At 72.4% G+C, this 23184-nt stretch carries 20 protein-coding genes; 8 read left to right on the top strand and 12 right to left on the bottom strand.

Annotation, left to right across the window (positions count from 1 at the left end):
• Positions 1-36: 36 nt before the first annotated feature.
• The gene (locus ACIHAD_RS33220; protein ID WP_397358647.1) at positions 37-1833 is read left to right on the top strand and encodes a glycoside hydrolase family 15 protein; all 1797 of its coding nucleotides are present in this window, start codon (positions 37-39) and stop codon (positions 1831-1833) included.
• 149 nt (positions 1834-1982) lie between these two features.
• Here ACIHAD_RS33220 and ACIHAD_RS33225 read toward each other — a convergent pair whose 3' ends face one another.
• The 5 genes from ACIHAD_RS33225 to ACIHAD_RS33245 are packed head-to-tail and all read right to left on the bottom strand — an operon-like array spanning position 1983 to position 7543.
• Positions 1983-2807 (bottom strand): carbohydrate ABC transporter permease, encoded by an 825-nt coding sequence (locus ACIHAD_RS33225; RefSeq protein ID WP_397358648.1) that lies wholly within the window; start codon positions 2805-2807, stop codon positions 1983-1985.
• Positions 2797-3726, bottom strand: coding sequence for a carbohydrate ABC transporter permease (locus ACIHAD_RS33230; protein ID WP_397358770.1), 930 nt, complete (start codon positions 3724-3726; stop codon positions 2797-2799). Before ACIHAD_RS33230 ends, ACIHAD_RS33225 begins: the two co-directional genes overlap by 11 nt.
• Positions 3726-4958 carry an ABC transporter substrate-binding protein gene (locus ACIHAD_RS33235; RefSeq protein ID WP_397358649.1) on the bottom strand — a complete coding sequence of 411 codons (1233 nt, stop codon included), beginning with the start codon at positions 4956-4958 and terminating at the stop codon, positions 3726-3728. The genes ACIHAD_RS33230 and ACIHAD_RS33235 overlap by 1 nt, the downstream gene beginning before the upstream one ends.
• 19 nt (positions 4959-4977) lie before the next feature.
• Positions 4978-6555, bottom strand: a complete 1578-nt coding sequence (locus tag ACIHAD_RS33240) for an FAD-dependent oxidoreductase (protein ID WP_397358650.1) — start codon at positions 6553-6555, stop codon at positions 4978-4980.
• Positions 6548-7543, bottom strand: a complete 996-nt coding sequence (locus ACIHAD_RS33245) for a LacI family DNA-binding transcriptional regulator (RefSeq protein WP_397358651.1) — start codon at positions 7541-7543, stop codon at positions 6548-6550. The genes ACIHAD_RS33240 and ACIHAD_RS33245 overlap by 8 nt, the downstream gene beginning before the upstream one ends.
• A gap of 307 nt (positions 7544-7850) precedes the next feature.
• On the opposite strand from ACIHAD_RS33245, the gene ACIHAD_RS33250 reads away from it, so the two are divergent.
• Genes ACIHAD_RS33250 through ACIHAD_RS33265 form a run of 4 tightly spaced genes read left to right on the top strand, consistent with a single transcriptional unit; the run spans position 7851 to position 10531 of the window.
• The gene (locus tag ACIHAD_RS33250) at positions 7851-8324 is read left to right on the top strand and encodes an anthrone oxygenase family protein (RefSeq protein ID WP_397358652.1); all 474 of its coding nucleotides are present in this window, start codon (positions 7851-7853) and stop codon (positions 8322-8324) included.
• Between the two features lie 10 nt (positions 8325-8334).
• Positions 8335-8685, top strand: coding sequence for a hypothetical protein (locus ACIHAD_RS33255; RefSeq protein ID WP_397358653.1), 351 nt, complete (start codon positions 8335-8337; stop codon positions 8683-8685).
• Between the two features lie 32 nt (positions 8686-8717).
• Positions 8718-10172: a multicopper oxidase family protein gene (locus tag ACIHAD_RS33260; RefSeq protein ID WP_397358654.1), complete on the top strand. Its 1455-nt coding sequence runs from the start codon at positions 8718-8720 to the stop codon at positions 10170-10172.
• Positions 10172-10531 (top strand): nuclear transport factor 2 family protein, encoded by a 360-nt coding sequence (locus tag ACIHAD_RS33265; RefSeq protein ID WP_397358656.1) that lies wholly within the window; start codon positions 10172-10174, stop codon positions 10529-10531. Before ACIHAD_RS33260 ends, ACIHAD_RS33265 begins: the two co-directional genes overlap by 1 nt.
• A gap of 17 nt (positions 10532-10548) precedes the next feature.
• On the opposite strand, the gene ACIHAD_RS33270 is transcribed toward ACIHAD_RS33265, so the two are convergent.
• The gene (locus ACIHAD_RS33270) at positions 10549-11469 is read right to left on the bottom strand and encodes an NAD-dependent epimerase/dehydratase family protein (protein WP_397358657.1); all 921 of its coding nucleotides are present in this window, start codon (positions 11467-11469) and stop codon (positions 10549-10551) included.
• Entirely contained in the window at positions 11466-12059 is a 594-nt protein-coding gene (locus ACIHAD_RS33275; protein ID WP_397358658.1) for a dihydrofolate reductase family protein, read from the bottom strand. Before ACIHAD_RS33275 ends, ACIHAD_RS33270 begins: the two co-directional genes overlap by 4 nt.
• A 412-nt stretch (positions 12060-12471) precedes the next feature.
• Between ACIHAD_RS33275 and ACIHAD_RS33280 the strand changes: the two genes are divergently transcribed.
• A complete protein-coding gene (locus ACIHAD_RS33280; RefSeq protein WP_397358659.1) occupies positions 12472-13830 on the top strand; it encodes an OmpA family protein in 1359 nt (452 codons plus the stop codon).
• 23 nt (positions 13831-13853) lie between these two features.
• Here ACIHAD_RS33280 and ACIHAD_RS33285 read toward each other — a convergent pair whose 3' ends face one another.
• The 4 genes from ACIHAD_RS33285 to ACIHAD_RS33300 all read right to left on the bottom strand — a co-directional run bounded on the left by ACIHAD_RS33285 (position 13854) and on the right by ACIHAD_RS33300 (position 17533).
• Positions 13854-15041 carry an NAD(P)/FAD-dependent oxidoreductase gene (locus tag ACIHAD_RS33285; RefSeq protein WP_397358660.1) on the bottom strand — a complete coding sequence of 396 codons (1188 nt, stop codon included), beginning with the start codon at positions 15039-15041 and terminating at the stop codon, positions 13854-13856.
• Positions 15038-15235 carry a ferredoxin gene (locus ACIHAD_RS33290; RefSeq protein ID WP_397358661.1) on the bottom strand — a complete coding sequence of 66 codons (198 nt, stop codon included), beginning with the start codon at positions 15233-15235 and terminating at the stop codon, positions 15038-15040. Before ACIHAD_RS33290 ends, ACIHAD_RS33285 begins: the two co-directional genes overlap by 4 nt.
• Before the next feature lie 21 nt (positions 15236-15256).
• On the bottom strand, positions 15257-16471 hold the full coding sequence (locus ACIHAD_RS33295) for a cytochrome P450 (RefSeq protein WP_397358662.1): 1215 nt from the start codon (positions 16469-16471) through the stop codon (positions 15257-15259).
• A 228-nt stretch (positions 16472-16699) separates the two neighbouring features.
• Entirely contained in the window at positions 16700-17533 is an 834-nt protein-coding gene (locus ACIHAD_RS33300; protein WP_397358663.1) for a helix-turn-helix domain-containing protein, read from the bottom strand.
• A 79-nt stretch (positions 17534-17612) separates the two neighbouring features.
• Here ACIHAD_RS33300 and ACIHAD_RS33305 point away from each other — a divergent pair, with 79 nt between their 5' ends.
• On the top strand, positions 17613-18002 hold the full coding sequence (locus ACIHAD_RS33305; RefSeq protein WP_397358664.1) for a nuclear transport factor 2 family protein: 390 nt from the start codon (positions 17613-17615) through the stop codon (positions 18000-18002).
• Positions 18003-18042: 40 nt separating this feature from the next.
• Here the strand turns inward: ACIHAD_RS33305 and ACIHAD_RS33310 are convergent, their stop codons facing one another.
• Positions 18043-19830: a DUF5107 domain-containing protein gene (locus tag ACIHAD_RS33310; RefSeq protein WP_397358665.1), complete on the bottom strand. Its 1788-nt coding sequence runs from the start codon at positions 19828-19830 to the stop codon at positions 18043-18045.
• A 237-nt stretch (positions 19831-20067) separates the two neighbouring features.
• Between ACIHAD_RS33310 and ACIHAD_RS33315 the strand changes: the two genes are divergently transcribed.
• Complete coding sequence (locus ACIHAD_RS33315; protein ID WP_397358666.1) at positions 20068-23178, top strand: discoidin domain-containing protein; 3111 nt, start codon at positions 20068-20070, stop codon at positions 23176-23178.
• Positions 23179-23184 lie beyond the last annotated feature (6 nt).

Consider the following 23184-nt stretch of genomic DNA (forward strand, 5'->3'; position numbering starts at 1 on the left):
CACGGGGGGCGCGATGAAGGGGTACGGGGTGCACGGATGGCCGGGGGATTTCCGCCGATCGGGGCGTACGCGTTCCTGTCGGACTGCCACACGGCGGCGCTCGTCGCGCCCGGCGGGGCGGTGGAGTGGATGTGCGCGCCGCGCTTCGACGGCCCGAGCGTGTTCGCCCGGGTCCTCGACCGGCGGGTCGGCGGGGCGTGGGAGTTCGACGTGGCGGGCGCGCGGGTGGACGGCCGCGCCTACGTCGAGGAGACGCTGGTGCTGCGCACCCGCTGGGTCGGGCGCGAGTGCGAGGTCGTGGTGCACGACTTCTTCGCCACGGCCCTGCCCGAGGCGGGCGGCGACGGCGTGGTGCCCGTCCGGCTGCTGGTGCGGTGGGCCAGGTGCGAGCGCGGGCGGGCGGTCGTGCGCTCGCGGGTGCTGGCCAGGCCCGACTACGCCACCCGCGAGGCCCGCTGGACGGCGCGTGACGGCGTGCTGGCCGAGGAGTCCGGCCTGCTGCTGACCGGCACGCCGGGGCCGGTGGCCGAGACCACGCTCGGCGCGGGCGAGTCGTGGGCGGTCGCGCTCGACTACGCGGGGCAGGGTCACGCGCCCGTCCGCGATCCCGGGCGGCTGCTGGAGGCCACGGTGCGGTCGTGGCGTTCGTGGTCGTCGCGGTCGGCGTACGGCGGGGTGGGGGCGCGGCAGGTGCGGCGCAGCGCGATCGTGCTGCGCGGGCTGCTGTTCGACGAGAGCGGCGGGCTGCTCGCGGCGCCGACGACGTCGCTGCCGGAGTGGCTGGGCGGGCCGCGCAACTGGGACTACCGGTACGTGTGGCACCGCGACGCCGCCCTGATGGTGCTCGCGCTGCTGCGGCTCGGCCATCGTGAGGAGGCGGGCCGCTACCTGACGTTCCTGCTCGGGCAGTGCGCGATCCACGAGGGGGACCTGCCGCCGGTGTTCGGCGTCGCCGGCGGGCCGGTCGCGGAGGAGACCGTCCTCGGCCATCTGGAGGGGTACGCGGGCTCGCGTCCGGTGCGCATCGGCAACGGCGCGGCCGGGCAGCACCAGCTCGACAGCTACGGCCACATCCTCGACGCGGCCATGGCCTACCACGGCGTGACCGGCGAGCTGAGCGGCGGCCCGGTGTTGTGGCGGCTGGTGGAGCGGGCCCGCGAGCGATGGCGGGAACCGGACGCCGGCATCTGGGAGGTACGCGGCGGCGAACGCCACTGGACCTACTCCAAGCTGTACGCCTGGGTGTGCTTCGACCGCGCGGTCCGGCTGGCGGAGGCGGCCGGCGAGCGCGGCCTGCCCCTGGCCGGGTGGCGGGCCGAGCGCGAGGCCGTCCGGGACGAACTGCTCGAACGCGGCTACAACGCCGGCGTCGGCGCCTTCACCCAGTCCTACGGCTCCGACCAGGCCGACGGCTCGCTGCTGCGGCTGCCGCTGCTCGGCTTCCTGGACGGCGACGACCCCCGCGTGCTCGGCACGCTCGACCACATCCAGTCGCGCCTGGGCGAGGGCGGGGCCCTCGTGCACCGCTACGACCCCGAGACCACCCGCGACGGGGTGGACGGGCCGGAGGCGGCGTTCCTGATGTGCTCGTTCGAGATGGTGTCGGCGCTGGTGCTGGCCGGGCGCACGGCCGAGGCCCGCGACCGGTTCGAGACGCTGTGCGCGCGGGCCGAGCCGCTCAGGCTGTTCGCCGAGGAGATGACCGGCGACGGGCACATGGCGGGGAACTATCCGCAGGCGTTCACGCATCTGGCGCTGATCGAGGCGGCGCTCAACCTCGACGCCTCCGGCACCGTCGACGCCCTGCACGACTGGGCCGAACACGGCGGCTGACCCGGCGGCCGACACCGGGAGGGCGGTCGCCATGGCGTTCGCCGCCCAGGGTGACCGGGTCGCCGTCCACCATCGCGACTCGGCGGAGGCGGCCGGGAGCGCGCTCGGCGAGCTGACCACCGAACACCTCAAGCCGCCCGCGGGGTCGGTCATCCCTTCAGGCCGGTGTGGGCCAGGCCCTCGACGAACTGTTTCTGGGCCAGGACGAAGACCACCAGCACCGGCAGCGCCGTCATGGAGGCGGCCGCGAGCTGGACGTTCCACATCGGGCCGCCGTACGCGTCGACGAACTGGGTCAGGGCCTGGGGCAGGGTGAACTTCTCCGGGCTGGACAGGAAGACGATGGGTTCCAGGTAGAGGTTCCAGCTGTGCAGGAAGGTGAAGATCGCCACGGCTCCGAGGGCGGGGCGGGCCAGCGGGAGCGCGATGCTCCGGAACGTGGCGAACCGTCCCAGGCCGTCCACGGCGGCGGCCTCTTCGAGTTCGCGGGGCAGCACCAGGAAGAACTGCCGCATGATGAACGTGGCCAGCACGCTGGGCGCGCCCAGCATCGGCACCAGGACGAGCGGCCAGTGCGTGTCGGTCAGCCCCCAGCCGTGGAAGAGCTGGAACAGCGGGACGATCGTCACCTCGCTCGGGATCAGCAGGCCGGTCAGGACGATCACGAACAGCACGTTCGAGCCGCGGAAGCGGATCCGCGCGAAGGCGTAGCCGGCCAGGGCGGAGACGGCCAGCGTGCCGACGGTGACGACGACGGCGATGTAGAGGCTGTTCCAGTACTGGCGGGCGAACGGTTGCAGCTCGAAGACCTGCCGGTAGGCCTCCAGGGTGGGCCGGCCGGGCCACAGCGAGGGCGGGAAGGCGAAGATCTCGCTCACCGGCTTCAGCGACGAGGTGGCCATCCACCAGGTCGGGAAGACGAACGGCAGGCAGAGCACGCACAGCAGGCCGTACAGCAGGGTCTTACGCCTCATGGAACACCCACTTCCTGCGCATGCGCCACTGCAACAGGGTGAGGGCGAGCACGATCACGAACAGCAGCACCGACAGCGTGGCCCCGTAACCGAAGTGGTGGAACTGGAAGGCCTGCTGGTACAGGTAGTAGACGAGCACGGTGGTCGAGGTGCCGGGGCCGCCCTGGGTGAGCACCGCGATCTGGGCGAACACCTGCAACGACCCGGCGACCGTGATGATCGAGGTGAGCAGCACGGTCGGGCTGATCATGGGCAGCGTGATCCGGCGGAACCGGGTCCAGGCCGAGGCGCCGTCCAGCCGGGCCGCCTCGAACAGCTCCTTCGGCACGCCCTGCAGCGCCGCCAGGAAGAGCACCATGTTGAGGCCGACGTTCTTGAAGACCTGGACCACGATGACCGAGACCATCGCCCACGAGCCGGTGCGCAGCCAGTTGGGGCCCTCGACGCCGAGCACCCGCAGGATGGCGTTGAGGCCGCCGTTGTCCTGCAGCAGGAAGCCCCACACGATCGTCCAGGCCACGAGCGAGACGACCACCGGGGAGAAGAACAGCGTCCTGAACAGGGTGGTGCCGCGCAGGCGCTGGTTCAGCAGGACGGCCAGCAGCAGCGCCAGCGCCAGGTTGACCACGACCAGCCCGGCCGAGAAGAGCCCGGTGGCCGCCAGCACCGACGGCACGTTGGGGTCGCTCAGCAGCCGCCGGTAGTTGTCGGCGCCGACGAAGCCGAAGGTGTCGGCCAGGACGTTCCACTCGTTGAGGCTGTAGAAGACGACCATCGCCAGCGGCAGGAAGACGAAGAGCAGGCTGCCCACGAGCTGCGGCCCGATGAACAGGTAACCGAGCAGGTGGTCGCGCCGCCGGACGGTCCACCAGCCCCCGCGGGTGACGCCGCGTGCCCGGCGGGTCAGGGACACCGCCATCACGGCGCCAGCATCGGCTGGACGGCGGCGCACACGTCGTTCATCACCGCGGCGGGGTCGGCGTCCGGCAGCCAGAGCTGGTCCAGCCGGGCGCGGACGGCCTGGCCGATCTCGGCCTGACCGACGTGGCTGGGCTTGACGCGCCCGGCGGCGATGCCGTCCACCACGACCTTCTGCAGCTGCTCGGGCTTGAGCAGGGGGTTGCTCTTGGCGAGGGAGTCGGCGGTCAGCAGCGGCTGCCGGGGCGGCGGGAAGAACTGGGCGAGCTTGGCGGAGTTGTCAGGGTTGGTGAAGAAGGACAGGAAGTCGGCGGCGGCCTGGGCGTTCCTGGACTTCTTGATCACTCCGATGCCCGCCTGGCCGATCACGCTGTACTCGCCCTTCGGGCCGGTGGGCAGCGTCACCAGGTCCCAGGCGAAGGCGCCGTCCTTGAGCAGCGAGGCGCGGGAGATCTGGGTGATCGTCATCCCGGCCTCGCCGGCGAAGAAGTCGGCGGTGGTGCCGGGGGCGGGCATGGCCTTGTCGGTGAAGATCGCCTTGTGCAGGAAGCGCATCGCCTCGACCATCTCCGGCTTGCCGAACCCGCAGGTCCCGCCGTCCTCGCTCCAGGCCTCGGCGCCCCAGCCGCCCCAGACGGAGGCCAGGTTGTCCCAGCCCTTGTAGTCGAAGTCGCGTACGACCAGGCCGGCCTTGCCGGTCTTCTTCTGCACGGCCGAGGCGATCTTGACGGCCTCGTCCCACGTCCAGCCCTTCGCGGGCACGCTCTGCCCGGCCTGCTTGAGCAGGTCGGTGTTGACGAAGACGCCGAAGGGCGAGGTGGAGAAGGGGTAGGCGTAGAGCGTGCCGTCCTTCTGCCAGAGCTTGGTGGTGCTGGGCACGAGTTCTTCGGGCTTGACCAGGTTGCCGAGGGGTGCGAGCGCGCCGGAGCTGACGAAGTCGGGGGCCGCGTTCTCGAAGATCCAGGCCAGGTCGGGAGCGTTCCCGCCGGCCATCTGGGTGGTCAGCGTGGTGGTGTAGGTCTCCACCGGAAGGGTGTCGTACTTGACCGAGATGTTCGGGTGGGTCTTCCGGTACTCGGCCGCGATGTCGTTGAAGAGCTTGAGGTGGGCCTCGTTGCCGGTCCAGATCGTCATTCGCAACGAGACGGGGCCGTCCTGCGGCTCCGCGGACGATCCGCAGGCCGCCAGGGCCAGCGCGCCCGCCAGGCCGAGCGCGGTCACCTTGATGCGCATGTCGTTACTCCTTAGGGGGTTAATATCCGGAAATATCCGGCCAGTGGAGTTCGATCCCCTGTGCTTCCAGCCGGTCCTGGAAGCAGGCCAGCAGCTCTGGATCGTTCCGGACGGCACGCGGGAGCACCGACCTGTCCAGGCAGAAGGCGGCCAGCGCGCCCGCGGCCTCGCCGATGTTCCACTCGACGGGGTGCAGCCGGTAGCAGCCGTTGGTGATGTGCGTGGTGCCGAGGTTCTTGCCGGCGGGCAGCAGGTTGTCCACCCGTCTCGGGACGAGGGCGCCCAGGGGGATCTCGAAGGGCGCGCTCGGCACGTCGATGTAGTTGTCGCCGCCGGTCGAGGGGTGCAGGTCGATGCGGTACATGCCGATGCCGGCCGAGTCGCCGTAGCGGGCGCCCTTGACGACGTCCTGCTCGACGACGGTGTGCTCGGCCAGGATGCGGCGGGACTCGCGGATGTAGGGGGCCTGGGCCAGGCCGTCGGCCGAGCCGGTCACGTCGCCGCGGAGCCTGAGCCCCGGCCAGCCGGTGCCGCCGTCGGGGCGCGGGGCCTCGGTCTGCAGCCAGTACAGGACCGACCGGGACAACTCGCGCGCGGCGGCCAGGTGGGCGCCGGCGTCGGGCACGTCGTAGGCCGGGCCCAGCACGTAGTCGATCATCGGCCAGTTGACCAGGCAGATGTCGCTGGCGTAGGCGCCGGGGGTGAACAGGTCGCGGGCGGCGATCCGGCGGAAGGTCCACAGGTTGCCGTCGCCGGGGTTGCGCCGCTGGTCGGCGCGGACCTGGAGCGGGTCGTCGCCGGGGTTGGGGGTGAAGCTGCGCTCGCCGATCTCCAGCGTGCGCGGGTTCGGGCTGCGCCAGCCCAGCAGCTTGCCGCCCCAGAAGGGCAGCTCGAAGTCGCGCCAGAAGCCGTACGAGTCGGGCCGGTCGATGGTGTGGTCGCCGTCGGCGTGGTCGATCGCGAAGCAGACCGAGACGGCCTGCATGTTGAGCGGCTGCGCCTGCTCGGGGGCGCTGGGCTCGCCGGTGTCGGCCCGCGACTCGAAGCCGGTGACGTACTCGGTGCCGGTGAGCGGCAGCAGCTCGCCGGTCTCGGTGGCGTCCAGGATGTAGGGGGCGGTGACCACGACCTCGTCCGAGCCGTGGCGCAGCCGTACCGACAGGACGCGGTCGCCGTCGGTCTCGGCGCCCACCGGCGCGTACGGCTGCAGCACCGTCAGCCGCCCGCTCCCCCGGTGGGGGGCCAGCATGGACTCGATGACCGCCACCGCCACCCGGGGCTCGTGGCAGAGCGGGCTCACCCAGCCGGCGCCGGGGTTGAGCTCGCGCCATCCCCGCGCGGCCTCGGTGAGGGGGAAGTGCCGGCGGTAGTAGTCGCGGATGCCGTCGCGCAGCGCGCGGTAGCTCGCCGTGACGCCGAACCGCTCGACCCAGGTGTGCTCGTCCGGCGGCACGGCCTGGCTGGTGAGCTGCCCGCCCAGCCAGTCGTGCTCCTCGGTGAGGATCACCCGTCTGCCGGCTCCGAGCGCCGCGAGCGCCGCCGCCACTCCCCCGAGGCCGCCCCCGACGACCAGCACCTCGGTACTCAGCTCACGCAACGTTGTTCCTTCCCAGGGTCGAGCCCTTGACGAGTTCGCACGGGAGCAGCCGCTGGACCGGGCCGCTGCCCTCGATGAGTTCGGTGAGGACCTCCACCGCCTGCCGGCCCATCTCGGCGCGCGGGATGCGGAAGCCGGTGAAGTCGATGTCGGTCGGCGCGGGCCTGGTGGGATCGCCGAGCGTGACGATCGACAGGTCGCCCGGCACGGCCAGGCCGCGTTCGCGGGCCGCCTGGAGGATGACCGCGGCGTCGGCGTACTCCTCCACGAAGATCGCGGTGGCGCCGGTGCGCAGGACGTCCTCGGGGTCGCCCAATGGGATGGTGACGGCCCGCAGCCCCGCCGTCCCCTCCGTGAACGCGCGGTGGCGGTCGGCGAACGACTCCGGGCCTTCGCCGTGGCCGACGTAGGCGAAGCTCTCGTGGCCCAGGCCGCGCGCCCGGGCCACCAGCTCGCGCACCGAGCCGCCGTAGTCGGCGCCGACGTAGGAGACCGGCCCTCCCGCGTCGTCGCGGCGGCCCACCGAGACGAACGGGTACCCCTCGGCGACCAACCGGGCCAGCTCCTCGCGGTCGAGCTCGCGGCCGAGCAGGACGCAGCCGTCGGCCAGGCGCAGGCGGTGGTCCTGGTGGTAGACGCGCTTGCGGCCGTCGACCAGCGGGGCGCTGGTCAGCAGCAGCAGGTCGCAGCCCACCTGCTCGGCCGACTCCTCGATGCCGACGAGGAACGGGTGGTAGAAGTCGCCCGTCGCGCTCGGGAAGACCGGCTCGTAGGTGAAGACGCCGAGGATCCGGTTCCTGCCCGCCGCCAGCCGCCGGGCCAGCGGGTCGGCCACGTACCCCGTCTCCCTGATGACGCGCAGCACCCGGTCCCTGGTCTCCGCCGGGATCCGCGTCTCGGCTCCCGGACGGTTGTTGAGCACCAGCGAGACCGTGGTCTGGCTGACGCCGGCCAGCCGGGCGATGTCGCGCTGCGTGATGCGTCCCATCTCACCTTCCCTGAGGTAATGCGCATTAGCGTGGATGAGAGCATTCAGTACGGGCTTCGTCGCCGTCAAGGGGCAGGGCGGGAGTAATACGGATTAGCGGCTCCACGGGCCACGGGGCCGAGCCCGCCGCCCGGGAGAGCCCGTGACCGGGATCGCCCTGGTCGCGGGCCTTCACGCGCCTGGCGCGGTAGCGCGCGACTACATCCGGCGGCGTAGTCGCGGCCGGCGTTTGATCCCCCTGGGGTAGCCGCAGATGAGTCCGCCGGTCGGACGCCAAGAAGCCCCGGCAGGACGACGATTACCAGTCATGAGAACCCGAGTCAGGTACCTCCATGGCGCCGCGCTGCTGGCTACCGGGCTGCTCGCGGGCGCGTTCGGATACGGTGCGGCCAACGTGGTGCCCACGTTCGGGGCCGTACCGCTGGACGTGCGGCTGACCTTCCACACCACGATGATGAAGGTCAACGAGCCGGTCATGCAGAGCGCGATGGCCCTGGCCGTCCTGACCACCTTCGGCCTGGCGCTCGCCGCCCGCGACCTGCCCCGCCGGCTGGCGTCGGGCGCCGGAGCGCTGGCTCTGGCCTCGCTGCTGATCACCGTGTTCGGCAACGTCCCGCTGCACGCGCGGTTCCGTGAGTGGGCCGCCGGCCAGGTGCCGGACGGCCACGCCGAGATCTTCCAGCGGTGGGAGCTGTTCCACACCCTGCGCACCCTGACCGCGCTGGCCGCCTTCGTGCTGATCGTCGTCGCCGCTGTCGCCGCACGCCCCTCGACCCGTTAGGAGAACCATCATGTTCCTGCGTATCGCGCTCGTCGCGCAGACCGTCGCCCTGCTGATCCAGGCCGTCACCGCCGGGCTGCTGCTGAGCTCGCCGGACGGCCGCGCGGCCCACAGCGCCACGGCCCTGGCCGTCGCGGCCACCGTGCTGCTGTACCTGGTCGCCGCGGTGATGACCCGGCAGCGGGCCGCCATCCTGCCCGCCGTGGGCATGCTGGTGATGACGCTGGTCCAGATGGCGCTGGGCATGGCGCACGTGAAGAGCGTGCACGTGCCGCTCGGCGTGCTCATGTTCGGCGGCAGCCTGGTGCAGACCACGCGGATCTGGACCGCCGGCCGCCTCCGGACGACGTCGGCGGCATGACCGATATGACCGGTAAGAACGGCATGACAGGAATGACGAGACGGCAGGCGCTGCGGCTGCTCGGCGTGGGCGCGGCGCTGGGCGTGTCGGGCTGCTCGCTGCTGACCCGCACCCCGCTGCCGCAGCTCCTGACGAGCGACGCGCCGCTGCCCGCGCCGTACGCCGTGCCGCTCCCACTGCCCGCGGTGGCGAAGCCGTCCAGGACCGACGCGGGCGCCGACTACTACGAGCTCGTCCAGCGCCCCGCCGAGGTGGAGATCCTGCCGGGCCTGCGCACCCCGATCTGGGGCTACGACGGGCAGTTCCCCGGGCCCACCATCCGGGCGCGCTCCGGCCGCAGGACCGTCGTGCGCGTCGGCAACCGCCTGCCCGCGCCGACGGTCACCCACCTGCACGGCGGGCACACCCCGCCGGAGTCCGACGGCTTCCCCACCGACCTGGTCCAGCCGGGCGCCCAGCGCGACTACGCATTCCCGCTGGAGCAGCGCGCGGCCACGCTGTGGTACCACGACCACCGCATGGACCACACCGGGCCGCAGGTCTGGCGCGGCCTGGCCGGCTTCTTCCTCGTGGACGACGACGAGCAGGACAGGCTGCCGCTCCCGTCGGGCGAGCGGGACGTGCCGCTGCTGATCTGCGACCGGTCCTTCCAGGCCGACGGGACGATGCCCTACCCGGCCAGGCCCGACGGCCCCAGCGCCCGCGAGGCGTTCATGGGCGGCGTGCTGGGCGACGTCATCCTGGTCAACGGCGCGCCCTGGCCGCGGTTCGGCGTGGACCGCGCCCGCTACCGGCTGCGGCTGCTCAACGCCTCCAACGCCCGCACGTACGAGCTGGCCCTGTCGCCCGGCGGCACGCTGACCCGGATCGGCAGCGACGGCGGCCTGCTGGCGGCGCCGCGTCCCGTCCAGCGCGTACGGCTGGCGCCCGGCGAACGCGCCGACGTGATCGTGGACTTCGCCGCCTACCGGGTCGGCGACCACGTCGAGCTGCGCAACCTGCTGGGCGAAGGCCCACAGGCCCAGGTGATGCGCTTCACCGTCGAACGCGACGCCCGCGACGACTCGGCGATCCCCGGGACGCTGTCCACCGTCGAACGGCTCGACCCGGCGGCGGCCGCGGCGACCCGCGACTTCGAGTTCAGCAGCGGCGACCTGCACGGCCACACCGGCTGGCTGATCAACGGCAGGCCCTTCGACGTCCGCCGGGTCGACGCCCGGCCCAAGCTCGGCCAGGTGGAGGTCTGGCGGTTGACCAGCGACGTCGCCCACCCCGTCCACCTGCACCTGGCGCCCTTCCAGGTGCTCTCGGTCGGCGGCGAGCGGCCGGACGGCCCGCCGGAATGGAAGGACACCGTCGAGCTGCGGGAGGCGCAGACCGTGGAGATCATCACCCGTTTCACCGGCTACCGGGGCCGGTACGTCCTGCACTGCCACAATCTCGAACACGAGGACATGGCCATGATGAGCACGTTCGAGGTGGTCTGATGCCCGACTTCCATGCCTTCCTGACGCGCCTGCCGTACGAGCTGGCCTTCAGCGAGGAGGACCCGGCCGCGATCGTGGACCGCTACTACACCCCCGACCTCGAATACCGCAACGACGGCGTCGTCCTGGACCGCCGGCGGCTGATCGACCACGCCGGCCCGGCCCGCAGGAACGCCCGCGAGCTGGACATCCAGGTCCACGAGACGCTGCTCGACGGCGACCGGGCCGCCGCCCGCTTCATCATGACCGTCCTGACCAGGAAGGACAGGACGCTGCGGATCGAGGCCCACGTGTTCGCCCGGCTCGCCCCGGACGGGCGGGTCCGCCGCGTCGACTCGATCACCCGGACGGCCTCCTGACGCCGCGCCCGATCGGTTCAGCGGAGGTTGCGGGCGCGCCAGGCGACGTAGTCGGCGACCGCCTTGACCAGGTCGAAGGCCGGCTCGAAGCCGGTGTCGCGGGTGAGCCGGGCGATGTCGAGGAAGGGGTTGCCGCCGGGGCCGCCGGACCGTCCGGGCAGCAGGCCGGGCGGCGGGCCGGGGACGATCGCCCGCACGGCCTCGGCGAGGTCGCGGTTGGTGAAGGGCCTGCCGCTGGAGACGTTGTAGACGGTGTGCGGGAGGGCTCGCGCGGTCGTCAGCAGGGCGATCGCGCGCCCGGCGTCGGGCGCGTAGCAGCTGTCACCGCCGTCGTCGGCGTGCAGCGGCGGCGGTGTCTCGCCGCGCAGCACGGCACTGACGTACGGCGGGATGTGGTTGAACGGCGACTCCGGGTCCATCAGCGGCCCCCAGACGCTCCCGATCCTGAGCACGACCGGCTGCACCCCGCTGCCCTGGAGGCCGTGCGTGGTCAGCGGCTCGACCGCCTTCTTGAACGCGACGATCGGGTGCGGCGCGTCCGCGGCGGGCAGCGCGAGCTCCTCGTGCCATGGGGTCTCCGGGCGGCCGGCGTAGACGCCGAGGCTGCCCGCGACGGCGAACCTGCGCACGCCCCGGACGCGGGCCACCTCCAGCGCGTTGAGCAGGCCGGCGGTGTCCGTGCGGAAGAAGTCCACCGGGTCCTGGCCGGGGATGCTCCCGGCCAGGTGGACGATGTCGCCGATGTCGTGGCGGGCGGCCAGGGCCAGGAAGGCGTCCCGATCGGTGACGTCGAGCGGTTCCACGGTGACCCGGCCGGCGAGGAACGAGGGGACCTCGGCCCGGCGGTGCGCGGTGACGACGACCCGGTGTCCGAGGTCGGCGAGCGCGCGGGCGGTGTGCGCGCCGATCATGCCCAGCCCTCCGGTGACGAGGATCATCGGGCCACCTCGTAGCGCAGGTGGGTCACGCCCGGCGCGGGCACGGCCTCGACCAGGCGCAGGCGTACGTGCCCGGGAAGCTCCCGGAAGAACGGCCGGCCGCCGCCGAGCAGGACGGGCACCTGGTGCAGGACCAGCTCGTCGACGAGGCCCGCCTTCAGCGCCTCGGTGACCACGCCGCCGCCCATGAGGCCGACGTCCTTGCCGCCGGCGGCCTGTCGGGCGGCGGCGATCGCGTCCTGGACGCCGGTGGTGACCAGGGTCTGGCGGTCGGTGATGTCCGGCGCCGGGCGGTGGCTGAGGACGACCAGCCGGGCGCCCGGGTGGGGGCTGCCGCCGCCGAAGTGGTCGGAGTCGTCGTAGGTGTGGCGTCCGGCGACGATCGCGCCGACGCGGTCGGCCAGGGTGTCGAAGACCCGGGCGCTGGGCTCGCTGAGCTTGAACCCGTCGAAGACCTGGCTGGGGGTGTCGCCGTCGAAGTACCAGTCGAACAGCATGCCCGCGTCGCCGAGGCCGCGCCCGGCGCCGGGGTCGCGGCCGGTGATGAAGCCGTCGACCGACACGGCGTGGGCGCCGATGACCTTGCTCATGTCCGTGATCCTTTCCAGAGTTCCGCCGTCGCCGGAAAGTCTCGCCGCGCCGCCGCGCGACCGAACAGATACCGAAGTGGACGATCGGCGATGACGAACGTCATCGCCCCCGCGAGGCCGGGGAACGACCCGCGCCGCCACCCACGAGGGGGCGGCGGCGCGGGAACGGTGTTCGCCGGACCGTCGCCGCCGTTCAGTGGTCCTTCGGCCGTGCGGCAAGATGTCACAGATGAAAAACCGAATTATCGTCTCTTTGACTTCTTTGTCGCTGATTTCGAGTTGTGGGCTGGTCTCACAGAACACGGCCGCCCCGTCGCCGGTCGCGCCCTCGACCGCCGCCCTTTCGACCGCCGCTCCCTCGACCGGGCCTCCGAAGGACACGAGACCGGCGCTCGCGCGTACCCGCAGCACGATGACCGAGAGCCTCGGAGCCGAGGTGGTCGGCCTGAACCGGGTCAAGGGCAAGCACCTGGTCGTCCAGCTCAGGCTCACCAACACCGGCAGCGACAAGCACCTGTCGTGGGCCGGTGAGATGGGGGACAACACCCGCCCGCTCGGCGAGATCCGCTGGGCGTCCGGGATCGGCGTGCTGGACGCCCAGGCCCACACCTGGATCCTGCCGTACCGGCCGGCCGGCTCCCCCTGTCTGTGCAGCGACCAGAATCGCGACGGGATCGGCCCCTTCATCGACCCCGGGCAGTCGATCAGCCTCTACGCGGTCCTGCCCGCCCCTTCCGGCAACCCGGCGACCGCCACCGTGGTCACCCCGGTCGGACCGCCGATGACCGACGTGCCGATCAGCGACGATCCGCCGGCCGTCCCGCCCGGCATGACCGTCCCCGATCCGGACGCCGAGCCCGTCACCACCCTCACCCGTCGCCTGGTGACCCCCTCACAGTCGCTGGACAGATCCGAGGAGACCGCGGACGACGGCACGAACCTCCAGGTGAATCTGTCCTCGGACGTGCTGTTCGCGCTGAACCAGGCCACGCTCACGCCACGCGCCAAGACGGTCCTGGCACGCACCGCGAAGCTGATCGACGCGTCGTCCGGCTCGGCGGTGAAGGTGGAGGGGCACGCGGACTCCTCCGGCACCGACGCCATCAACGTCCCGCTGTCCACCCGCCGTGCCCAGGCCGTGCGCAAGGCGCTGGCCGCACTGGTGACCAGACCCGGCGCGCGTTACCAGGTCGTCGGGCACGGCTCCAGCCGCCCGCTCTACGGCAACGACACCGACGAGGGCAGGCGGCGCAACCGCCGCGTCACGGTGACCTTCGCCAAGCCCCGGCCGTCCGGAACCGCCGCTCCGGCCACGACCGTCACCCCGGGGGCGACCGGCCTGACCGGCACCGTCCAGGCGGACGGCCGGCCGATCGCCATGGAGGTGACCGACCTGCGCCGGCTCTCCGGCGGTCTCGGCCTGCTCACCTACCGGATCACCAACAAGGGCGAGGCCGAGACCTGGTTCAACGAGCTGCACCACGCGCGGGACTGGATGTCGTTCAAGTACCAGGCCGCGACGAACGTCACGCTCACCGACGTGACCGCTCGCCGCCAGTACCTGCCCGGCCGCCTCCAGGTCCCGGACGACGACGGCGGCGTGGACTCGTACTGCGCCTGCACGGACGTGTCCGGCGTACGCGTGGCGACCGAGAAGTTCGGGCCCGGGCAGGAGCGGGAGTTCTGGAGCCTGTTCGCCCTGCCGGAGACGGCCACGTCACTGAAGGTCGCGATCGGTGGTTTCCGCGAGCTCCAGGTGCCCGTCCAGTAGCGTCGCCGGCTGCCGGGGTGCGGTCATCCGGTGGTGGCCTGCCGCCACGGGGTCCGTTCGGCGACGTGGCGGCGCAACTCGCGTGCCTGCCGGGGCAGGTTCCAGGTCAGGGCGCCGATGACGTGGCCGTCCCTGCCGTACAGGGCGGCGAACCGGCCGGTGGCGGGATCCCCGGCGACGACCTGGAACCGGGCGTCGCCGCCGGTGACGCCGTGGACCTGGATCTTCACGTCGTACTGGTCGGTCCAGAAGTAGGGCACGGGAGCGAAGGCGGCCTCACTGCCGAGGAGCGTCCGGGCGGCGGCCGTGCCCTGCTCGGTGGCGTTCAACCGGTGCTCGACGCGCAGGCGGCCGAAGCGGGGATGCCGCCAGGAGGCGACGTCGCCGGCGGCGACCACGCCGGGAGCGGCCCGGCACCGGTGGTCGCACCTGACGCCGTCCCCCACGTCCAGGCCGCTGCCGGTCAGCCAGCCGGTCGCCGGGACCGAGCCGACGGCCACGAGCACCAGGTCGGCCGGGACGTGCGCGCCGCCGTCCAGATCGACCCCGTCCACCTGGCCGTCGTGGCCGGTCAGGCCGGTGACCAGCGCGCCGGGGCGCAGGCGGACGCCGTGCCGCGTGTGCAGGCCGGCCAGCAGCGCCGCCACCCGGTCGCCGAACCGGCCGATCATCGGCGCGGGGAGCGGATCGACCAGGGTGACGTCCAGGCCGAGCTGCCGGGCGACGGCGGCGACCTCCGTACCGAGGAAGCCCGCGCCGACGACGACCACCGACCGGGCGGCGAGCAGCCCCTCCCGCAGGGCGAGGGCGTCGTCGAGGGTGCGCAGCACGTGCACGCCGCCGAGTTCGTGCCCCGACGGCAGCCGGCGCGGGACGACGCCGGTGGCGATCACCAGCCCGTCGTAGGGCAGGACGCCGCCGTCGGACAGGGCGAGTTCGCGCGCGCCGGTGTCGAGGGCGGTGGCGGCGACGCCGAGCCGCCAGCCGGCGCCCAGCGCGGCGCGGGCCTCGTCGCGGCGCAGCGTCACGCGGTCGGGCGCCCACCTGCCGCGCAGGACCTGCTTGGACAGCGGCGGCCGGTCGTAGGGCTCCCGCCGCTCCGCGCCGACCAGGGTCAGCGAGCCGGTGAATCCGTCGCGGCGCAGGGCCTCGGCGGCGGTCAGGCCCGCCGCCGAGGCGCCCACGACCACGATCCGGGAGGGTCGGCTCACGACGCGCTCAGCGTGATCGCGCGGGCCGGGCAGATCCGGACGGCCTCGCCGACGCCCTCGCGCAGCCCCGGTTCCGGGCTGTCCCGCAGCAGGACGACGATGCCGTCCTCGTCGCGCTGGTCGAACACGTCGGGACAGACGAGAACACACTGCCCCGAGCCGGTGCAGGCGTCCTGATCCACGGTGACCTTCATGTGCGTGACTCCTTCGCTCGATCACCAGGTGACGGGTAGTTCGCGGACGCCGTAGAAGACGGCCTGCTGCTTGAAGGCCAGCTCCTCCAGCGGCATGGCCGGCGCCAGCGTGGGGACGCGCCGGTAGAGCGTGCCGTAGACGACCTGCAGCTCCACCCGGGCCAGCGACTGCCCCAGGCACTGGTGGGCGCCGAACCCGAAGGCGACGTGATGGCGGACCTCGCGGCGGACGTCGAGGACGCCGGGGTTCGGGAAGGCCGACGGGTCGCGGTTGGCGGTGCTCTTCACGACGACGATGCCCTCGCCCGCGCGGATCACCCTGCCGCCGACCTCCAGGTCCTCGCGGGCGACGCGGCGGGCCTCGGTGTGGGTGATGGACAGGTAGCGCAGGAGTTCCTCCACGGCGTTGGCCACCAGCGCCGGGTCGCCGTCCCGCACCGCCGCGAGCTGGTCCGGGTGCGCCAGCAGCGCGGCCGTGCCGAGCGCGATCATGTTGGCGGTGGTGTCGTGCCCGGCCACCAGCAGGAGCTGGCCCATCGTGGAGATCTCGCGCAGGGTCATCGCGCCCGTCCCGTACTGCTCCACGGCCAGTCTGCTGAGGAGGTCATCGCCCGGTTCGTCCTTCTTCGCCTGGACCAGCGCCTCCAGGTAGCCGTTCAGCTCCTCGGCGGCGGCCAGGGCCCGCGCGGGGTCGCCCTCGTCCATGACGAGCTCGCCCGCCACGCGCTGGAAGAAGGCCCGGTCCGCGTACGGCACGCCGAGCAGTTCGCAGATCACCAGCGAGGGGACCGGCAGCGCGACCGCCTCCACCAGGTCGGCCGGATTGGGACCGGCGAGCAGGTCGTCGACGAGGTCGTCGACGATCCGCTGGATCCTGGGCCGCAGCGCCTCCATCTTCCTGATCATGAAGTCGGCGGTCAGCAGGCGCCGGTGCGCGGTGTGCTCCGGGGCGTCCATCTGCATCAGCGTTTTCATCTGCGCGTCGCGTGCCTTGCTCACCGCGTTGGTGTGCGGGAAGCCGGGCTGCGCCACGTCTACGCTGACGCGCGGATCGGCGAGCACCGCCCGGACGTCCTCGTACCGGGTGACCAGCCAGGGGGTGGTGCCGTCCCACAGGCGGACGCGCGACACGGGAGCTTCCTCGCCACGGCGGGTCAGCTCGGGCGCCGGGTCGAACGGGCAGGCCGCCGCGCGTGGCATCGGGAATGTCACCGGATCCGGCAGGGCATCAGTCATGATCTCTCCTCACCTCGGTCGTGTGGTGCGCGCGGGGCCGCTGACTGCCGCCTTCGTGAGCGTGGTGGGCACGACGCCCGCCACGCTCACGGCCCCTGCGGCGGCCGTCGTGGTCCGCGGCGCTCATACGTCAAGGCTGTCGTTGAACCAGCCCCGGAGACTTCCGCCCGGAAGCGCTGGGAGAGCGGGCGGGAAAGCCTCAACCCGCGGTGGAACCCCGGCGCACGGTCACTCGCCCGCCAGGACGTCCGCCCCGAACTTCACGAAATAGGCGGCGGTCTCGGCGTCGGCCGGGTAGTACGACTCGATCGAGATCTCGTCCAGCGTGATGTCCATCGGGGTGCCGAACGTGGTGGTGGTCGAGAACAGCCGCAGTTCGACGTCGCCGAACCGGAAGATCATCGGGACGGTGACCTCGGACTCCATCGACCGCCCCGCCTCCTCGGAGCCCTCCGCGAACGCTCCCCCGGAGCTCGGGGCGAGCGGTTCCGCGGAACTCGGGGCGAGCAGCTCCTCGTAGATCGCGTGGAGCTCGGCGTCGGGGGCGATGGCGAGCTGGCGCGAGATCCGGGCCCGGAGCACTGCGCGCACCTCGCGCAGATTGACGATCCGGGAAGCGAGCCCGCGGCGCTCCAGCCCCAGCCGCAGGATGTTGATCGGGGGACGCAGCAGGTCGGGCGCGACGTCCCCGAGGAACGCGTCGATGGCGCGGTTGGTCATCACGATGTTCCACCGGCGGTCGAGGACCACCGCCGGGTACGGCTCGTGGGCGCGCAGCACCCGCGCGACCGCGTCCCCGGCCGTCGACAGCGCGTCCCCGGCGAGCGGACGTTCGGCGTACCGGGGGGCGAACCCGGCGGCGAGCAGCAGCCGGTTGCGCTCGCGCAGCGGTACGTCGAGGTGCTCGGCGAGCCGCAGGATCATGTCGGCGCTCGGGTTGGACTTCCCGGTCTCCACCAGGCTCACGTGACGGGCCGAGACGTCGGCGGCGATCGCGAGATCGAGCTGGCTGAGCCGCCGGCGGTGCCGCCACTGCCGCAACATTTCCCCGACGGTGCGCATGGCCGTCGAGCCTACTCGCCGCCCGCCATGAAATCCCTTTTCATCGACATCCTCCGCGGGGCTGGGAACACTGTCCCGCATGACGACCGACAACAAGGCCATCGTCCAGCGCGCGCTGACGGAACTGATCGGAACGGGCGACGTCAACGCGCTCGCGCCGCTGCTCAGCGACGACTTCGTCCATCACCGGCCCGACCCGAAGACCTCGACCAAGGCGGAGTGGCTCGACGCCGTGCGTGCCGCGCTCACTCCGCTCGCCGGCATGCACGTGGAGATCGACCACGTGCTGGCCGACGGCGACCACGTCGTGATGCACTCGCGCCGCCGGGCGCCCGGCGGCGGGCCGGAGATCGTCGTCGTGGACATCTGGCGCCTGGACGGCGGCCTCATCGCCGAGGCGTGGGAGATCATCGAACCGGTCTCCCAGGCCACCGCCAACCTGACCTGGTGGAACCCGCCCACCCGCTGACCGCGCGCCGGCGGCGGGAAGCTCGCGACGCCGGCCTGCCTCAGCCCATGCGGAAGTCGTACGCGGGTGGGAGGGGGAGGTTCTGGCCGTGGTGGGTGAGCCACAGGTCGTGCAGGGCGTCCTCGCCTTCGCGCAGGTCGGGGACGATCAGGCCGGTCTCCAGGATGCGTCCGGTGCGGGCGCGGTCGCCGGCGGCCGAGGCGGCCTGGGCCTCCAGCAGGCGGACGCGGCCGTGCGCGCGGTCGCCGGGCGGGAGGCGGTCGACGAGGTCGAGAGCCTCGGCCGGGCGGCCGGCGGCGATCAGTGCGGCGAGGGTCTCGACGGTGAGCGGGCGTACGGCCGGCGCCAGGGCGTGCGCTTCCAGCAGGAGGGCGGCGGCGGTGGCGTCGTCGCCTTCGATCCGGCCGGCCTCGGCCAGCGCCCGCAGCAGCAGGGGGTGACGCCGTCCGGCCAGGGCCTCGCCCCAGACGCCGACCGCTCCCGTCCGGTCGCCGACGGCCCACAGGTTGAGGCCCAGGTGGTAGCGGCCGTGCCAGTCGCGGGCCGTACGGAGCAGGCTCAGCCAGCGCGGGCCGACCACGCAGACCGCCTCGCCCGGCAGCTCGCCCTTCTCCAGGAGGGTCAGCCACGGCCTCTGTTCCGGCCCGAGGGTGTCGTCGGCGAACGGGGTGGCCGCCGACTCCGGCAGGCCGCCCGCCCTGCGTTCCAGCGCGCCCCACCCTGAACCTCGATGGATCACCTCGGTGACGGGCTGGTCGGTCCACGGCCCGAGATGGGCCGATCTCCAGGGAAGCGCCCTGGCGATCACGTCGGCCGCCGCGCGTACCTGATCGTAGGGGCCGTGGGGCCGGCGGAGGGTGAGGGGGCTGTAGGTCTCGGTCCAGGTCCAGGCGGTCTCGCCGGGGATCGGCAGGTGCTCCAGCTGGGTACGGGCCAGCCCGGCCTGGATCTCCAGGTACGGCGCCCCGGGGCCCGAGAGCCAGCTCTGCCAGTGGGTTCCGCCGGGGGACACGCCCCAGCCGAACAGCTTGCGCCCCTTCAGCCGCGAGGTCGAGGTGTGCAGCAGGCCGTAACCGTCGTCGTCGACGGCGGCGATCCATGGGACGTCCGACGTGATGCGGAAGAAGTAGTCGGCGGCCGAACGCCAGAGCCCCGGGTAGTCGGCGCCGGGTTCGCCCGGGTACGGCACGGTGGTCAGGCGCTGGGTGTAACCGAAGTGCTCGGCCCGGTCGGCGGGGGCCAGCACGCGGGTGCGCGGGGTCTGCGGGACGGCGATGTTGGACCACCAGTAGACCGGCACGCTCTCCGGGCGTGGATTGCCGACGGTGACGGACACGACCAGCGCGGGTGAGCCGGGCGGCAGGCTCGCGTCGATCTGGACCACCAGGCCGCGCATGCGCTCGTACTCGTACAGCCGCAGGACGGGGTACGGCGCCTCCACCCACGCGGCGTGCAACGGGTCGCAGGTCAGCGGCCAGTGCCCGGTGGTGCCGAGGTTCCATTCCACGCCGCCCGCGAACCAGGCGTCCCGCAGGGCGAGGTTGGCCGGCTGGATCACCGGGTTGCGGTGCAGCAGCTCCCGGCCGGTGGCCAGGTCGACCAGCGACCAGAGCCGCCCGCCCAGTCCGGGCAGGAACACCGCCCGCAGGTGCTCGTTCTCCAGCGTGACGGAGGGCACCTCCCTCTCGGCGGGTTCGCGCCCGTAGGAGTCGCGCCTGCCGTACGGGAGCAGCGAGGGCGGGTGCCCGAAGTCGGGGATCGCCACGGCGGGGGGCCGCAGGATCGGCAGCGGGCTGACGGGCCCGGCGTCGGCGATGGTGAGCTTCATCCGGACATTGCCCCTTCGCGCAGAACGTTTTAAGGCGACCTGCGGCGAACGGTAGAGACCGCCTGGCCCCCTGTCAATGCCCTGAAATTTGCGTGTAACAGACCGAATACGAGGCATTGACGACATCTATGCGCACATCTATCGTCCAGTCAGCGGATTTTGAAACGTTTTACCGCAGGTTTCGGGGCCTCAGTCAGGAGCCGTCCAATGGCCGTCAGACCCGTTCCGCTCGTAGCGTTGTCCCTCCTTCTCGCCTCCCTGTTCGTGGCCGTGCCCGCCCGGGCGGCCGCCCTGTCCGTCTGGGCGCAGAGCGCCGCCGACCGCGCGTTCTCCTCGACCACCCGCCCGTCCGGCGCCCCGGCGTCGATCGCGCTGCGGGCGGCCCGCGGCGAGAGCGAGGCCGCCCAGATCCTGGTCAGGTCGTCCGCCTCCGCCACCGGGGTGCAGGTCACGGCCGGCGCGCTCAACGGGCCCGGCGGCGCCGTGATACCGGCGTCCGCCGTCACCGTCAGGCGCGAGTACAACCACCCGCACATCTCCAAGATCGGCGTGTACCAGAACCCGCCGGACGGCGGCAACGCCTACTACGACTCCCTGATGGAGAACACCCCGCAGTCTCTGGCCGCGAACCTCACGCTGCCCTACCACTACAGCGTGCGGGTCCCCGCCTCCCAGCCGCCCGGCACGTACGCGGGCACCGCCACCGTCAGGAGCGACGGCGGCGACGTCGCGGTCGACGTCACGGTCACGGTCTACGACGTCACGATCCCGCCCGCCAACCGGTCGACCTTCAAGATGAACAACTGGTCCACCTCGGCGGGCTGGGACTACAACGGCACGATCAGGGCCATCCCCGCGCAGTACGGCGTGCAGATGTACGACGCCGGCTGGTGGCGGGTCATCGGGAACATCGCGGCCAACCACGCCAGGCACCGCAACAACGTGATCTTCGCCGACTTCCAGGCCCTGCTCATCCCCGACACGACGGTGGACGCCTCGGGCGCTTACACCTTCGGCTGGGCCACCTTCGACAGGTTCGTCCAGACCTTCGTCGACGCGGGCGCGATGCAGTACATCTACACCCCCCACCTGCTGGAGGGCCTGCCGAACGACGTCGTCAAGCTGGACATGATCAAGAAGGTGGACGGCGTGATCCAGCGCGTCCTGGCCGACCCCGGCACGGCCGAGACCGACGCCTATCTCACCCAGCTCTTCCCCGCGCTCAAGGCCCACCTGGACGCCAAGGGCTGGACGGACCTGTTCTACATGAGCGCGCTGGACGAGCCGTCCACCGCCAACCAGGTCAGGGCCGCCAAGTGGCTCTACGCCAAGTACCGCCAGTACTTCCCCCGCCCGCTGACCAACGAGGCCCATCTGGCCGTGCTGCCGGCGATGGAGGAGGACCTCACCACGGCGACGCCGTACACCGGCCTGTACGACGCGAACGTCGCCTACTACCAGCGCCGTCGCCTGAGCGGCGCGGACCTGTGGCTCTACAACTGCATCGTCCCGCAGGACAGGCGGATGAACCGCTTCGTCTCCTACCACCTGGCCTCCACCCGGCTCACCCCCTGGCTCACCTGGAAGATCGGCGGGACCGGCTACCTGCACTGGGGCTGGAACTTCTGGTGGGACTTCAGCGACCTCTCCCGGCCCTCCGACACCTTCGACGACTGGCAGACCGGCGACAACTGGCTGGTCCGGCCGAACAAGGCCGCCTACGACATCTACGACAGCGTGCGCAGCGAGACCCAGCTCGACGGCCTGGAGGACGTGGAGCTGCTGAACCTGCTGGCCAGGACCAAGCCGGTCACCGCGCGGGCCGTCGCCGACACCCTCGTCACCGACTCGACCTCCTACGAGCACAGCGGCGCCGAGGTCGACAACCGGCACCGGCAGATCCTCGACGCGCTCGTCTCACCGGGCCCCGACCTGCGCTTCCCCTACGCCGACGACTTCAGCGCGGGCGAGACGGGCTGGCGGCACAGCGCGGGCGCCTGGTCGGTGGCCGGCGGCGAGTACGTCCAGTCCGACTCCTCCGCCAACTGGGGCATCACGGCCGCGCTGGAGGGCCGGGCCTACCGCGACGTGGTGGCCGCCGCCGACGTGCGGATCACCGGGGTGAACGCCGCCGGCGGCAGCACCAACTGGGCGGGTCTCATGGTCCGCAACCTCAACGCCACCGACATGGACACCGGCTATCTGGTCGCGCTGCGCGACAACGGCCAGGTCTTCGTCTACCGCAGCGGCGTCCAGCTCGGCTCCGCCGCCGTGCCGGGCTACGTCTCCGGCCAGTGGACCAGGCTGCGGGTGGCCGCCCGCGGCGGGACCATCACCGTGTTCGCGGGGCCGAAGAAGGTGCTCACCGTCACCGACGACGCCTACCCGGTGGGCGGCCTGGCCCTGGTGACCGGCGGCGCGAGCGCCCGCTTCGACAACGTACGGGTCAACCCGGAGACCGACCCGGCCGAGAGCCGCACGGTGACCGCCTCCAGCTCCTACGAGGGCGACGGCTGGACCGCCTCCGCCGCCGTGGACGGCACCCGCACCGGCGTCGGCTGGAGCAGTTCCGCCGCGAACATGGGCGCCAACCACACCGAATGGGTCCAGGTCGATCTCGGCGGCGCCAGGCCGCTGAGCCGGGTGGACCTCTATCCCCGCTCGGACGGCGCGAACACCGGCCTCGGCTTCCCCGTGGACTTCACGGTCCAGGTCTCGGCCGACGGGTCGTCCTGGACGACGGTCGCCACCAGGACCGGCTTCCCCAGGCCGGGCGCGGGCGCGCAGACGTTCCCCTTCCCGGCCGCCGACGTCCGCTACATCAAGGTGACCGGCACGAACCTCAGCACCGACCAGCTCGGGCACTACCACATGCAACTGGCCGAGATCGAGGCCGCCGGCGGCAACCTGGCCGCGGGCCGCCCGGTGACCGCGTCCAGTTCGGTGGAGTACCTCGACGAGGGGTGGCTGCGGGCCGACCTCACCGACGGCGCCCGCTCGGCGCTGTGGTACTCGATGGGCTGGAGCAGCCAGCCGGGGGTGGCCGGCCGTACCGAGTGGGCGGCGGTCGACCTCGGCGGCCCGAGCAGGGTCTCCCGGGTGGACCTCTACGCCAGGTCCGACGGTGAGAACACCGGCAACGGCTTCCCCGTGGACTTCACGATCCAGGTCTCGGCCGACGGATCGTCCTGGACGACGGTCGCCACCAGGACCGGGTACCCGCGACCGGACGCCTCGGCGCAGACCTTCTCCTTCGCCCCCGTCACGACGCGGCACGTCAGGGTCGTCGGGACCGCCCACCGCACCGCCCCCTACCACATGCAGCTCGCCGAGCTGGAAGTCCACTAGGAGCAC

It is taken from the genome of Nonomuraea sp. NPDC052265, from assembly GCF_044547985.1.
Classification (GTDB): domain Bacteria; phylum Actinomycetota; class Actinomycetes; order Streptosporangiales; family Streptosporangiaceae; genus Nonomuraea.

Excerpts from the sequence above, each read along its gene's own strand:
- ACIHAD_RS33310 (WP_397358665.1), bottom strand. The coding sequence starts at position 19,830 with ATGAAGCTCACCATCGCCGACGCCGGGCCCGTCAGCCCGCTGCCGATC.
- ACIHAD_RS33275 (WP_397358658.1), bottom strand. The coding sequence starts at position 12,059 with ATGAGCAAGGTCATCGGCGCCCACGCCGTGTCGGTCGACGGCTTCATC.
- ACIHAD_RS33300 (WP_397358663.1), bottom strand. The coding sequence starts at position 17,533 with ATGCGCACCGTCGGGGAAATGTTGCGGCAGTGGCGGCACCGCCGGCGG.
- ACIHAD_RS33220 (WP_397358647.1), top strand. The coding sequence starts at position 37 with ATGGCCGGGGGATTTCCGCCGATCGGGGCGTACGCGTTCCTGTCGGAC.
- ACIHAD_RS33230 (WP_397358770.1), bottom strand. The coding sequence starts at position 3,726 with ATGGCGGTGTCCCTGACCCGCCGGGCACGCGGCGTCACCCGCGGGGGC.
- ACIHAD_RS33290 (WP_397358661.1), bottom strand. The coding sequence starts at position 15,235 with ATGAAGGTCACCGTGGATCAGGACGCCTGCACCGGCTCGGGGCAGTGT.
- ACIHAD_RS33255 (WP_397358653.1), top strand. The coding sequence starts at position 8,335 with ATGTTCCTGCGTATCGCGCTCGTCGCGCAGACCGTCGCCCTGCTGATC.
- ACIHAD_RS33250 (WP_397358652.1), top strand. The coding sequence starts at position 7,851 with ATGAGAACCCGAGTCAGGTACCTCCATGGCGCCGCGCTGCTGGCTACC.
- ACIHAD_RS33235 (WP_397358649.1), bottom strand. The coding sequence starts at position 4,958 with ATGCGCATCAAGGTGACCGCGCTCGGCCTGGCGGGCGCGCTGGCCCTG.
- ACIHAD_RS33295 (WP_397358662.1), bottom strand. The coding sequence starts at position 16,471 with ATGACTGATGCCCTGCCGGATCCGGTGACATTCCCGATGCCACGCGCG.
- ACIHAD_RS33245 (WP_397358651.1), bottom strand. The coding sequence starts at position 7,543 with ATGGGACGCATCACGCAGCGCGACATCGCCCGGCTGGCCGGCGTCAGC.
- ACIHAD_RS33225 (WP_397358648.1), bottom strand. The coding sequence starts at position 2,807 with ATGAGGCGTAAGACCCTGCTGTACGGCCTGCTGTGCGTGCTCTGCCTG.
- ACIHAD_RS33305 (WP_397358664.1), top strand. The coding sequence starts at position 17,613 with ATGACGACCGACAACAAGGCCATCGTCCAGCGCGCGCTGACGGAACTG.
- ACIHAD_RS33270 (WP_397358657.1), bottom strand. The coding sequence starts at position 11,469 with ATGATCCTCGTCACCGGAGGGCTGGGCATGATCGGCGCGCACACCGCC.
- ACIHAD_RS33280 (WP_397358659.1), top strand. The coding sequence starts at position 12,472 with ATGACCGAGAGCCTCGGAGCCGAGGTGGTCGGCCTGAACCGGGTCAAG.
- ACIHAD_RS33260 (WP_397358654.1), top strand. The coding sequence starts at position 8,718 with ATGACGAGACGGCAGGCGCTGCGGCTGCTCGGCGTGGGCGCGGCGCTG.
- ACIHAD_RS33265 (WP_397358656.1), top strand. The coding sequence starts at position 10,172 with ATGCCCGACTTCCATGCCTTCCTGACGCGCCTGCCGTACGAGCTGGCC.